Source organism: Herbidospora solisilvae (assembly GCF_009901565.1).
GTDB lineage: Bacteria > Actinomycetota > Actinomycetes > Streptosporangiales > Streptosporangiaceae > Herbidospora > Herbidospora solisilvae.
The window spans coordinates 341623-353338 of sequence record NZ_WXEW01000008.1; the positions used below are offsets into that span (position 1 = coordinate 341623).

11 protein-coding genes are annotated in these 11716 nt (G+C 65.4%); 5 read left to right on the forward strand and 6 right to left on the reverse strand.

Going from position 1 to position 11716, the window contains the following annotated elements:
• Positions 1 to 7 precede the first annotated feature (7 nt).
• The 3 genes from GT755_RS27555 to GT755_RS27565 all read right to left on the reverse strand — a co-directional run bounded on the left by GT755_RS27555 (position 8) and on the right by GT755_RS27565 (position 3107).
• Complete coding sequence (locus GT755_RS27555; RefSeq protein WP_161482508.1) at positions 8 to 1936, reverse strand: tetratricopeptide repeat protein; 1929 nt, start codon at positions 1934 to 1936, stop codon at positions 8 to 10.
• Positions 1933 to 2829 (reverse strand): SIR2 family NAD-dependent protein deacylase, encoded by an 897-nt coding sequence (locus tag GT755_RS27560; RefSeq protein ID WP_161482509.1) that lies wholly within the window; start codon positions 2827 to 2829, stop codon positions 1933 to 1935. Before GT755_RS27560 ends, GT755_RS27555 begins: the two co-directional genes overlap by 4 nt.
• A gap of 125 nt (positions 2830 to 2954) precedes the next feature.
• Positions 2955 to 3107 carry a hypothetical protein gene (locus GT755_RS27565; RefSeq protein WP_161482510.1) on the reverse strand — a complete coding sequence of 51 codons (153 nt, stop codon included), beginning with the start codon at positions 3105 to 3107 and terminating at the stop codon, positions 2955 to 2957.
• Between the two features lie 145 nt (positions 3108 to 3252).
• Here GT755_RS27565 and fxsT point away from each other — a divergent pair, with 145 nt between their 5' ends.
• Entirely contained in the window at positions 3253 to 5766 is a 2514-nt protein-coding gene (fxsT, locus tag GT755_RS27570) for an FxSxx-COOH system tetratricopeptide repeat protein (RefSeq protein WP_235967397.1), read from the forward strand.
• On the opposite strand, the gene GT755_RS27575 is transcribed toward fxsT, so the two are convergent.
• Positions 5755 to 7026 carry an HEXXH motif domain-containing protein gene (locus tag GT755_RS27575; RefSeq protein WP_161482511.1) on the reverse strand — a complete coding sequence of 424 codons (1272 nt, stop codon included), beginning with the start codon at positions 7024 to 7026 and terminating at the stop codon, positions 5755 to 5757. The genes fxsT and GT755_RS27575 overlap by 12 nt on opposite strands.
• Entirely contained in the window at positions 7023 to 8249 is a 1227-nt protein-coding gene (locus GT755_RS27580; RefSeq protein ID WP_235967400.1) for an FxsB family cyclophane-forming radical SAM/SPASM peptide maturase, read from the reverse strand. Before GT755_RS27580 ends, GT755_RS27575 begins: the two co-directional genes overlap by 4 nt.
• 329 nt (positions 8250 to 8578) lie before the next feature.
• Between GT755_RS27580 and GT755_RS27585 the strand changes: the two genes are divergently transcribed.
• A complete protein-coding gene (locus GT755_RS27585) occupies positions 8579 to 8902 on the forward strand; it encodes a hypothetical protein (protein ID WP_161482512.1) in 324 nt (107 codons plus the stop codon).
• Here the strand turns inward: GT755_RS27585 and GT755_RS27590 are convergent.
• Positions 8899 to 9249, reverse strand: coding sequence for a nuclear transport factor 2 family protein (locus GT755_RS27590; protein ID WP_161482513.1), 351 nt, complete (start codon positions 9247 to 9249; stop codon positions 8899 to 8901). The genes GT755_RS27585 and GT755_RS27590 overlap by 4 nt on opposite strands.
• A gap of 35 nt (positions 9250 to 9284) precedes the next feature.
• On the opposite strand from GT755_RS27590, the gene sigJ reads away from it, so the two are divergent.
• The 3 genes from sigJ (at position 9285) to GT755_RS27605 (ending at position 11715) form a co-directional block, all read left to right on the forward strand.
• On the forward strand, positions 9285 to 10100 hold the full coding sequence (sigJ, locus tag GT755_RS27595; protein ID WP_407929426.1) for an RNA polymerase sigma factor SigJ: 816 nt from the start codon (positions 9285 to 9287) through the stop codon (positions 10098 to 10100).
• Positions 10097 to 10534 carry a carboxymuconolactone decarboxylase family protein gene (locus GT755_RS27600; protein ID WP_161482515.1) on the forward strand — a complete coding sequence of 146 codons (438 nt, stop codon included), beginning with the start codon at positions 10097 to 10099 and terminating at the stop codon, positions 10532 to 10534. The genes sigJ and GT755_RS27600 overlap by 4 nt, the downstream gene beginning before the upstream one ends.
• A gap of 92 nt (positions 10535 to 10626) precedes the next feature.
• Entirely contained in the window at positions 10627 to 11715 is a 1089-nt protein-coding gene (locus GT755_RS27605) for a hypothetical protein (protein WP_161482516.1), read from the forward strand.
• Position 11716 lies beyond the last annotated feature (1 nt).

The following is an 11716-nucleotide window of genomic DNA, read 5'->3' on the forward strand; positions in this document are numbered from 1 at the left end:
CCGGCTGCTATCCGAGGAGCTCGAGGACTATCGGCTCAAGATGCGCGGGTAGCGCCGGCGATCTCGCGACCCGTGCCTGGTGGGCGAGCCGCGCTGCAGCTTCGGTATCGCCGCTGAGCTTCGCGATCCTGGCGAGCCGGAGGATGGCAGGCCCGTGGCCGCCGGCGCTGTCCTCGACGGCTGTCATCTCCGACTTCGCCTCTGCGAGATGGCCGGCCAATGCAAGCGCCAGGGCATATGCGGCCCGGGCGGAAGGGCGGCGGAGAGGTAGCACCTTCTCGAAGTCGCGAAGCGCGTCTTCCGGCCTGCCGAGGTCGGCGAGTATCTGGGCCCTGGCGAGCAGAGCGGCCGTAAGTTCCTTCTCCGCGCCGAGGACTTCGTTCAGGGTGTTCTCCGCGTTCTCCGGACGTCCGCTGTACCACTGGGTCCAGGCGAGTTCGGTTCTGATCGACTGGTCGCCTGGTACGCGCCTCAGGGCGGACTGGAGATCGTGCATCGCCTCCACGTCCTTTCCCTGAAGACGCCGTGATCTGCCGGTCGCGGCGAGGAGCCTTCCGACGACCGGGGCGACGCCGAAGACCTCGAACACCGTGGTGGCCTCTTGATAGTGCTTGATCGCGGTCCTGTAGAGCTTCTGGCTGAATGCGACGTTTCCCAGGAAGGTCTGAATCTCACCCTTGAGCTTCATGTCCTCAGTCCGGTGCAACGCCTCTTTCGCCTGGGTCATGGCCAGGAGGAAATTGCCGTCCCGGAACGCGGTTCCGGCGGCTGTGAGGTAACTTTCGGGCGAGCTCCGCACGGGTGAGGTGTTTCTCAGCACGTTCTCCACCGCCTCGGCCACGGTCCCCTTGGTGAGTGCGTGCCAGCGGTTGCCGTACTGGTCTGTCTGCGTGGTCAGAATGTTGGCATCCACCAGGGCGTCGACCACTTCGTTGGGCATTTCAGCAGTGAGGGTCTCTCCTCGGTAGACCGAGCCGAGGTTTCGGTCGAAGACGAATGACTCGTACAACCAGCTGCGAAGCAGATCTGAGTCGGTTCCCAGATGGTCCCTCGCCGCGTCGGAGATCGTCTGTTCGACGACGGCGGTAACCGGCGTGGCCGAGGCAGCACACTTCGCGACATGACGGGTTCGAATGACACGTTCGCCGGGATCCAGTGACGTCCACAGCCTCGAGCAGGCCAACTGCAGCCGGGCTACCTCGACGTGGCCGTCTTCCGGTCGTGACTGGAGTGTCTGAACCAGCATCCCGGCCACGCCAGGGGCGAACGTCACGCCAGTGCTCTCAAGCGGCCTGGTGGCCGCGCGTATCGCCGCTGGTGCGGCCATCTTGTCCAGCCGGATGACCCCCTTCGGGATTCCGGCCAATCGTGGGTCGCCCAGAAGGACTGACGACCGGTCGTCGGTGACGGAGATGAGCAGGTGCAGGTACGCGTTCTGCCGCAACGCCTCGACAAGCTGGTCGATGAACTGTTCCTGGCCACTACGTCCGGGCCTCGCGAACAGATCCTCGAAGTTGTCGATCGCCGCGAGCACGGCGATCTTCTCCTCGTACCGCGCCTCGCGTACGGACTCCTTGGGAAAGAAGGCCGGGAGGGAAAGACTCGCAAGTCGGTTCGTGGGAAGATGCGGCGCCCACGAGGAGAGGGCTGCGAACGTGTAGGGGTTGAACGAGTCTCCGCCTGCGGTGGGTCCCGCACCGGTCGACAGGTCGGCGATCGGAAGAACGTCGTTCGCCGACCGATCGATCAGCGGAACGACGCCTGCCTCAAGCAAAGAGGTCTTGCCCGCACCGTGCGGACCGTGGAGGACGGTCAGCTGGCACGACTGCCACAGATCGGCCGTCTCGTGTGATTCCCTTTCTCGGCCGAAGAACTTGCCGCTCTCGGCTCGGCTGAACGGGCGAAGGCCGACGTAAGGCGGATTGATCTCGGTCAACTGGGTGCCCCCATTCTGGCGCGCAGTTCGGCACAGAACGCCGCGGCGCCGCCCCAGAAGACGGTGATCTTCCAGCCTCGGTAATAGGAGTCGAGTTGCAGTTTGAGATCTTCCACGTCCCGGTCCTCGTCGCCGGTGACGCGTTCGAGCTGAATGCTCACATGCTTTCTCTGGCTGATGCCGGGGATCGACTTGATCAGCTCCTGGAACAACATCCGGAACGAGATGTCCTGCAGGCTGTATCCGACGAAAAGGAGTGGCTCCCTGGTCAGTGCCTTGAGAACCGATGGGGGTAGCATCTTCCGTTGCCCGGTGGCCGACTCGACGGCCAGGTTGCGAGTGAATTCGTGATAGTCGTCGTGGGCGATGACGAGACTGGCGGGATCTGTCAGGGCGCCGTGCAGGTGATATACGAGCGGAGCGAGCGGCTCTGGTTTCCAGACGGCCTCGCTGGCGAGGACGTTTTCCTCCGTCGTGATATCCGACTTCCAGGGGCAGATGACGCTGGTCGGTGACTTGCCCACGGCCAGCAGCGACTGTGCGATGAAATCATCGAAATTCGTCGTGACGAATACGGGAAGAGGGAAGCCGGCGAGGAGGCCGTGAGGTTCTTCCGGGTTGCTGAAATCGGGGGCCAGTCCCACGTCGAGTATGTCTCGGACCATCTCCTTGATATGGACGAGATCGTGTTTTATTCCGCCCCATTGGGCTACGTATGGAAGGTCGTCAGCGTATTTCCCCGTATAGCCCAGGATCTCCGCGAGTTTGTGGCTCAGCGCCCCGCCTGACGGCAGGACGCTGACCGATGCGCCGGCTCCCACGAAAGGAGTGCAGCGTCCCCGCTTCAACTGGTAAGTCAAGCGCTCCCAGTCATGCTCCTGCATCTCGTCCATGCGCATTACCCGCCTTGACGATCCCGACTAGACGCCACCTTAGGATCAAATCAGGGCATGTGGATGAAGGAGTTCGCCGTGGTCCCGGTCGGCACCACATTTTGGGCTCTGGTCCCTGCCCAGACTCACATGAAGTTCTGGAATCCAGATGAGACGGTTCCCGGCACCTCGATGAATGCCTCGTTCTGCCCTCTGAGGGCGGCGTAGGGGATCTCGTCGATTTCATTGAGGATCGGAGATGGCTGAGTCTTCGCCGAGTTAACGTTGTCCGAAATCATGGACTGCTCCGCTTCTGGCTGTCCGTTCGCCTGGTTCTGCTTGGCCCGGAAACCCTGGAAGGTGTTCCATTGTCGTTATAGCTGGTTTCATGGGTTTTGAACATGGCGGGAGCAATTTTGGGTTCTCCTTGTTCGGAGGTTTAGCTTGGTCGAAACAGCGCATTCGATGCCTGGTAAGCAACCCGAGATCTTCGAGCGGGTGCCGCCAAGGAACACGAACTTCACCGGCCGTGACAGTCTCCTGCGTCAGCTTCGTGAGGCGAATCGGCCGGTGACCGCCGTCATCCCACTGCCTGCCGCCCTCCAGGGCTATGGAGGCGTGGGCAAGACCCACCTTGCGATCGAGTACGCCCATCGATACCGATCGCACTATGACCTGATCTGGTGGATCCCCGCCGACCAGGCATATCTGGTGCCGGCGGCGCTGGCGGCCATGGCTCCTTCTCTCAACCTGCCCAACGCCGCACTGGTGGGGGTCCGGGAGACGGCCGTGGCGGTGCGGGAGGCGCTGGAGAAAGGGGCGCCTTACGGCAACTGGCTGCTCATCTTCGACAACGCCGAAGACGCGAGCATCGCGCAATACATCCCGCAGGGTCCCGGCCACGTGATCATCACCTCCCGCAACCCCTACTGGGACGAGCGTTTCCGTTCTCTGCAGGTCGACGTGTTCACCCGTGAGGAGAGCGTTCAGTTCCTCCAGAAGAGATTGGGGGGCCGGATCACCAAGGACGAGGCCTCCCGGTTGGCCGAGAAGATGGGTGATCTACCGCTGGCGCTCGAACAGGTCGGGGCGCTGCAACAACGGAGGTCCATGTCGGTCGACGACTACCTTGAGTTGTTCGACAAACAGACCGCCGTGCTGCTCGACGCCGAGCGGGCCAGTGACTATCCGCTGACGATGACGGCGGCGTGGAGAGTCTCGGTGTCGCTACTGGAAGAACGTGTACCGATCGCCTTGAACCTTCTCCGCTGTTGTGCGTTCTTCGGCCCGGACCCGATTCCGCTCGACGTCTTCCGACGCGGCAATCAGGCCGATGCACCGAGTCTGAAAGGTCTCCTGACCGACCCCATCGAGTTCGACAATGCGGTGGAGGAACTCACCAGGCACGCCCTCATCCGAAGTGACACCAACACCCGCAGCATCCAGGTGCACCGGCTCATCCAGGCGCTGCTCCGGGCCGACCTCGATGAGAAACGCAAGGAGAACCATCGTGCTGAGGTCCACCGCCTGCTCGCCCGCAGTGCGCCGGCGTTGCCCGACGACAGCACGGTGTGGGGTGACTTCGCCGAGTTGGTTCCGCATGTGGGCCGGTCGAAGCTGGTCAAGTCGACCGAACCTGACGTGCGCATGTTCGCGCTCAACGTGGTGCGCTACCTGTACTCCTCAGGCAACTACCAATCGGCCATGACCCTGGTCGACGAGCTCATCGATCGGTGGAAGGCCGCCGGAGGCGGTCGGCTCGACGTGCTCAAGGCCCGTCGGCACCAGGCCAACATCCTGCGCCGGATGGGTGAGTACCAACGTGTGTACGACCTCGATCAGGAGACTCTGGACATGGTGCGGGCCGAGTTCGGTCCGGAACACGAGGAGACCCTGATCGCCACGAACGGTCTCGGCGGCAGCATGCGAGCCCGGGGGATGTTCCGTGAGGCGCTCGACCTCGACGAGAAGTCGGTGACTCTGCATGAACGGTTGCGCGGACCCAAAGACGTGCTCACCCTGCGGGCCAAGAACAGCCTCGCCATCGACTACGGCCTCAACAGCAGGTTCAGACCGGCCAGACGCCTGCACACCGAGGTCTATCTAGCGCAGAGCGAGGCGGCCAATCCGACCTCGTCGGAACTCGTCCTGCTGTCACGCAACAGCATGGCCCGGGCCGTGCGGTTGATGGGCGGGTTCAAGGAGGCCTGCATCACCGGTGAGCAGGCGCTGACGTTCGGCGTCCAGAAACTGGGTAAAGATCACTGGGCCACATTGATCACCGCGAAGGAGCTGTCGATCGCGCAGAGACGGGCGGGTGCGCTCGACGAGGCGATCAGAAACGGCCGGGACACGCATACTCGGCTGAGCAGGATCTTCGGGCCTCGGCACCCCGACACGATCGGTGCCGCGGTGAACGTCTCCAACATCCTGCGGGTGCGGGGCGAGCTCGCCGAAGCCTTTGAGCTGGCGGCAGACATGGCCGAGGTCTATCCCCAGGTTTACGGCGATGACCACCCCTTCACCATCGCCTGTAGGACGAACCTGTCGATCCTCCACCGGCTGCTCGGCGACGTGGAGAAAGCGCGTCGGCTCAACGAGGCCGCCCATCGCGATCTGGTCGACCGGCTGGGCCCGGCCCACCACTACGTGTTCTCGTGTGCGGTGAACCTGGCCAGCGATCTGGCCGCCCAGGGCGAACTCGATCAGGCGCTGCAACTCGGCGAGGTCACGTACAGGCAGCTGACCGAAATGTTCGAACCGGCGCACTTCCTGGCGATGGCGTGCGCCGCCAATCTCTCGCTCGACCGGATGGCGGCGAACAGGCCGGACGCGGAGGAACTGCGGGTGTACGTGGCGGAGCTCTACGAAGAGCGCTTCGAGCTGGGGCAACCCGACGCGGTGGCTGCCGCGTCGGGCACTCGCATCAACTGCGACTTCGACCCGCTACCGATTTGACGAGCCGTGTCTGGCCTCCCAGACGGCACGATGACCGGCCGCCGCTTCTTCGGCGGCGGCCAGGGACTCGTCATCGAGTGGTTCGGCCAGCACCGCGCCGAGGCGGGTGCGCATGCCGTCGACGAAGGTCAGGCCGGCGTTGGTGAGGAGATGTTCGGCCTCCAGGGTGTCAAGGACGAGCCGGACCCCTTCACGCCACCGCGCGAGTTCGATGCGGCCGCGGAGGCCCTCGTACACATGTTGGCGCCGCCAGAACTCGGTCACACCGAGGTAGGCGTAGGCGCCCTGGAGTAGGCCATGGGCGGGCCGTGGATCGGGTCGCCAGGGCGCGTAGTACGCCTCGGTCCGCTCGTAACGAACCAGGGGGACCAGGTGCATGAGCGCGTCGAGTTTGGCGTGCTGGATCTCGTGCGCGAACGTCTCCGCCAGCCACGCGGGGGCCCCTGTGGGCGTGGACATGGCGATCGTGCCGAACGTCTCTCTGGCCGAGGCACTGCTGACACCTTCCGGCGGAGCCGCGATGGGGGTGAGCGCACGTACGATGATGGCGATCTCCTCCGCGACACCAGAATGGTTCGCGCGCAAGATGCGCCACGCTTCGGGGAGCAGGGAGCGCCAGGCGGGCAAGGCCTCGGGGGCGAGCCGGGCGGTGACACGGCCAGGTTCCGGCCATCGATAGGGATCGAGGTCGTCCAGCGTGACGGAGAAACCGTCGTCTATCGGGATTCGGTGCAGAACCTGCCAGCCCGGCTTGTCGGCCGTCAGATCCACCTCGGCACTCCAGTCGCCGGCGAGCAGGTAGGTGCCGTCCACCTTGATCTCATCAGATGATCCGACCCGGCTTAGGCGCCCCAGGCCAGGCAACATCAGGCCGCCGTCGGCGTCCATCAGTACCTTCACCCGGCATGCCGCGCCTGACACGATTGCCGCCGCCAAAGCGATCGAGCCCAGCCGGCCCGGGCGTTCGTGTCCGCCCTCACGGACGGAACGGAATGTGCGCCAGGCCCAGGCGCCGACGGTGGGGTGGCGGAGGATTCGGCTCACCGCGGCGGGATCGGCCGCCTCCAGTTCGAGCAGCGTCTTATAGGCGCTGCTCGTCAACTCCGCGTCGGGATGGCTCGACACCCTGGATTCCTCGGCGACTCCCCGAAGCAGGCCGATACGGCGCCGAATCTGGATGCCGTTGAGCTCTTCGGCCGCCTCCGCGTTGCACGGCTCCTCAGCCAGCGCGCGGAAGGTCTTGTCAGAGACCATGTTCATACACGTCCCTTCAGTCGGGCGGTGTCGCGGTCGTGCCGGTGGCTGATGTGGGTGATGAGTTTGTAAAGATCCGGACAGTAGATCGACGGATTTCGGAAACCGGTGGCCGTGGCGTATCGGTGGGCGTACAGACCACCACCGCACACCCGGCTGATGTCGCACCTGAGGCACGTCTCGGAGAGCGCGGCCATGCCGATCTGGCGCGCGACTATGCCGGGCAGCTCAAGAGCCCGGTCGAAGGGGTCGCGGAACACATTCAGACCGGTGTGCGCCGCGCCCTCCCACGACGATTTGAGAATGTCCGACTGTTCTATGGAACCGTCGGTCTCGATCACCAACATCCGGGACGGTGACAACCCCACCGACTCACACCGGGACGGTGCTCCGGAGAGTAGACGCGTGATCTCCCGGAAGATACGGATCTCGGTCTCCAGCGTCGGCGCGTTGCGCCAGTGGTCAAAGATCTCCACGAGCCAGTCGGCGTACGGAGTGCGCGAGGAGTCGGGTTCGCGGGACGGCGGTGGGCTTACCCAATTTCCGTGTGGAAGCAGGAAGTCGATTCCGGGCGGATCGAATTCAAGCAATGACCGATAGGTTTTTAGGGGATCGTTTCTGAGATCGATCGTGCAGAGCAGGCCTGCGAAGAGATGGTGGAAGGGGCCGGTCGCGAGGCGTGCCAGAGATGTGGCGACGGCGTCGTAGCTTCCCCTGCCGTTGGCGAACACTCGTGTTCGATCGTTGGCCTCGCGCCAGCCGTCGAGGCTGACTCCGATTCGGATGTCGAGTTCGTTGAACTGGACAAGAGCGGCCTCGTCGAGGCGGACGGCGTTGGTCTGCATACTTGCTCTGACCCGGGTGCCGACGGCCGCGCACGCCGACCGGATCCGCCGCACGATGGCGGCCAAGCCGTCGGCGCCGACGAGCAGAGGTTCGCCGCCATGAAGGACGACATCGACTTCAACGATGGAATGGGTGCGAGCGTGCTCCGCTATTCGGGCGGCCACTTTATCGATTACGGCCGGAGTCATTTTCCGGGGTTGTGACCGCCAACCCTGGTCGGCCATCGTGTACACATAACAGGACGGGCAGGCCAGGTCGCACCGGCTGTGCACTTTCAGGATGAACTGCTGGAAGGCCATTGGCCGCCAGCCCGAGGCTGCCAGTTCCGTCACATCGAGGCTCTCCGGGAAGGGCTGGATCTGGGCTTCTCGCTCGTTGTGCAACCGTGTACACCCTTCGCTTGGCGACCCTCATTCCGCCGCACGCAGGTCTGGTAAGTCAATCACTTGAAGCCGTGGTTCCTTCAACAGTCTCCCTCGGCTGGTCTTCTGGTCGTGACGAATTCAGCGGGCCAGCCCAAATCAGGTATAAGGAGCCGGCATCAGCCTGGTTGTGGCTGAGGTGATCAACCTGTCGAGGACTTTCCGATTGATCAGTTTATAGCCTGTCGCACATCCGAAACTCTCTCATTTGTGCACTTCGGAGGTGTCTTGCATAGGAAACTTTCCTAATAAATACTTCGCATGACGACCCTCATCCCCCCGGAGGTCCCATGCTCCGCCGCGCCCTGACCCTCGTGGCCGCCGCCACCCTCACCGCCACGACCGTCCTCACCGCCCCCGCTCAGGCAGTGATCGTCAACCTCAACTTCGGCCCCCTCAGCATCGGCGAATACTGCACCGCCAAGATCCACCCCGAGGCCTGGCTCGGCCTCTACGAGGCGAGCGGCCTCAGGTGCTACACCCCCCAGGGCTCCGGTCTCGTCTTCCGCGGCACCGGCGACCCCTATCTCGCCTGCAAACACCTCACGACGGACGTCATCGCGGGCGCGACCAGGATCGCCGGTGACGGCCTCAGCTGCCAGGCCGTCCGCTAGGCCACCGGCGTGATCTGGAACACCGCGGCCCGCCAGGCGCCGGACGGATCCAGCACCATCGTCGTGGTCGCGTAGACCACCATCGTCCCCCGCGCGGAGTCGATCTCCACCCGCGAGGTGTGCACCACGCTGGTGTCGCTGAGCCGTACCACCCGATGCTCGGACTGATCCGTGCGGGTGTACGGATTCTCGTTCTCCGCGAACGTCCGCAGGATGGCGGCCCGATCGGTCTCCACCCCCCACGGGGAGATCGCCACCGGGTCGTCCGTCAGGTAGGCGTCGTAGAAGGCCGCGTCTCCCTCGCGGTTGGCCTTCCACGCCCGTTCGCTCAGTTCGATGAAGTCCATGTCACATCCCTGTGCCCTGTGTCGTCCTTCTTAGCGTGGAACCGTATGTCGCATTCCGGCCAAGACTTGTCCGCTTGGCCTACGGCCTCCTGGGCGATCTCCAGGAGTCCGAGGACGTCGTCCAGGACGCCTGGTTGCGCCTGACCAGGGCGGACGAGCAGCCGGAGGACGTCGAGGGCTGGCTGGTCGTCACCGTCTCCCGGCTGGCCCTGGACGTCCTCAAATCGGCCAGGAAGCGCCGGGAGGAGTACGTCGGCCCCTGGCTCCCCGAGCCGGTCGTCGACGCCGACCCCGCCGACCGGGTCACGCTCGACGAGTCGCTCAGCCTGGCCATGTTCGTCGTGCTCGAAAGCCTCAGCCCGGCCGAGCGCACCGCCTTCGTCCTCCACGACGTCTTCGGTGTGCCCTTCGACCAGGTGGCCAGGGCGGTGGGGCGGACGCCCGCCGCCTGCCGTCAGCTCGCCGCCAGGGCCCGCAGGCACGTCCAGGAGAGGGCTCCGAGGTTCGACGTCGACGTCGACGACCACAAACGGGTGGTCGACGCGTTCGCGGCGGCCTGCGCGGGGAGGGACATCGAAGGGCTGCTCGCGGTGCTCGATCCCGATGTGGTCCTGCGCAGTGACGGGGGAGGGCTGGTCAGAGCGGCCCTGCGGCCGATCTCCGGGGCCTCCAAGGTCGCGCGGTTCCTGGCCGGGATCCAGCAGGGGGGATTCCGGCCGGTCACGGTCAACGGCCTGCCGGGGCTGGTCCGTGACGATCCGCCGGCCGTCTACGGGCTGGCGGTCAGACAGGGACGAATCGTCGAGGTCGACATCGTCCGCAATCCAGAGAAACTGAGGAGTCTGCGATGAGAATCGACGTCGCCGCACTGGCGCCCGAGGCGTACAAGGCGATGCTGGGGCTGGAGCGCTACCTGCGGTCCAGCGGGCTGCCCTCGCAGGTCGTCGAGCTGGTCAAGCTGCGGGCCAGCCAGATCAACGGGTGCGCCTACTGCGTGCACATGCACAGCGCCGACATGAAGAAGGCCGGCGAGCCCGACGAACGCATCTGGGGGGTGGCGGCCTGGCGGGAGACGCCGTCGTTCACCCCGGCCGAGCGGGCGGCGCTCGCGCTGACCGAGGAGGCGACCCGGCTGGCCGACTCCGCCGGCGTCGGCGACGAGGTCTGGGGGGAGGCGGTCAAGTACTTCGACGACGCGCAGCTCGCGGCGCTGGTGGTGTGCATCTCCACGATCAACGCCTGGAACCGGATCGCGGTCACGACCCACAAGGAACCAGAGGCCTGATCACCCACGTGGTGTGGCCCGGGACTAGACCTCGGGCCATATCGCCATGTCCTCCCCACGGAAGACCTGCGGCGCTCACATAATGTCCACCGATGAACGCGCAACGTCACCACCCCTTTGACGTCAGCGTCGTCGTTCCGGCCGCCGGTTCCGTTCACCTGGACAGCTGGCTGACGCACGCGCTGGCTCTGCGGGCCTCCAAAGAGATCCTCGTGGCCGACTCGCGGCTCGCCCGGCTCTACGCGAGCCTGCACCGGAACGTCCACGTCGTCGACCGTCCGGAGACCGCCCCCACCCGAGGCCGGTACACCTACTTCGCGGGCGACCACCCCATCCCGCCCGTCGATCTCATGATCGAGACGGCCGACCGGACCGGCGCCGACCTGGTCGCCGTGGCGGCCGAGGCCAGTGACGACGCGCTGCTCGGCGACATCTACGACGACCTGTCGCTGGGCAAGCTGTTCCGGACCACGTTCCGCGACCGGATCCCCTTCACCGACCCGGCCGACTTCGTCGTCCACGCCTACTGCCACGCCGAGCGGATCGCGACCGTGCGGGGGCGGCAGCAGAAGCGGCGGCACCACCCCGACCGGCTGGTCCGCCGGGTGCAGAGCCATCTGCCCAACGGGCTGCTCCGCGACCATCTGATCGCCCGGCACATCACCCGCGACGTGCTGCCGGATCTGGCCGAGCCCTTCCTGGAGGCCGACGACGAGGCCAGGGACGCGCTCGTCAAGGCGGTCGCCCACCGGTGCGCCGCCTGGGTGACGCCGGGGGTGCGGGCCCAGCTCGACGCCGCCGACCAGGCGCGGCTGGCCTCGTTGCAGGACCACCGCAGGCTGGAGAGGCTCGCGCGCATCTCCGAGGCGCCGCTGCACCGGGCGCTGACCAACGTCGCCTGGGAGGGCGACCGGCTCCGCATCGAGTTCACCGCGGCCCTCGAAGGGTTTCCCGAGGCCGAGATAGGGCTGCTGCTGAAGGACGGCGATCCCCAGGACGTCTGGGACGTCTACGTCACCGCCGAGTGCGACGGGATCGTGCGGCAGGCCCGGCTCGAAGGCGACCGGGACATCGCGCTGCCGGCCCGGTTCACCGACGACCTGGTCGCGCTGCCCTACCTGACCAGGACGGGCACGCTCAGTCTGCGGAAGGAGCGTCGCCTGTTGCACACCTCGTCTTAAT

Coding starts and splice junctions, on each gene's coding strand:
- GT755_RS27560 (WP_161482509.1), bottom strand. CDS start 2,829: ATGGACGAGATGCAGGAGCATGACTGGGAGCGCTTGACTTACCAGTTG.
- GT755_RS27565 (WP_161482510.1), bottom strand. CDS start 3,107: ATGATTTCGGACAACGTTAACTCGGCGAAGACTCAGCCATCTCCGATC.
- GT755_RS27575 (WP_161482511.1), bottom strand. CDS start 7,026: ATGAACATGGTCTCTGACAAGACCTTCCGCGCGCTGGCTGAGGAGCCG.
- GT755_RS27585 (WP_161482512.1), top strand. CDS start 8,579: ATGCTCCGCCGCGCCCTGACCCTCGTGGCCGCCGCCACCCTCACCGCC.
- GT755_RS27590 (WP_161482513.1), bottom strand. CDS start 9,249: ATGGACTTCATCGAACTGAGCGAACGGGCGTGGAAGGCCAACCGCGAG.
- GT755_RS27600 (WP_161482515.1), top strand. CDS start 10,097: ATGAGAATCGACGTCGCCGCACTGGCGCCCGAGGCGTACAAGGCGATG.
- GT755_RS27605 (WP_161482516.1), top strand. CDS start 10,627: ATGAACGCGCAACGTCACCACCCCTTTGACGTCAGCGTCGTCGTTCCG.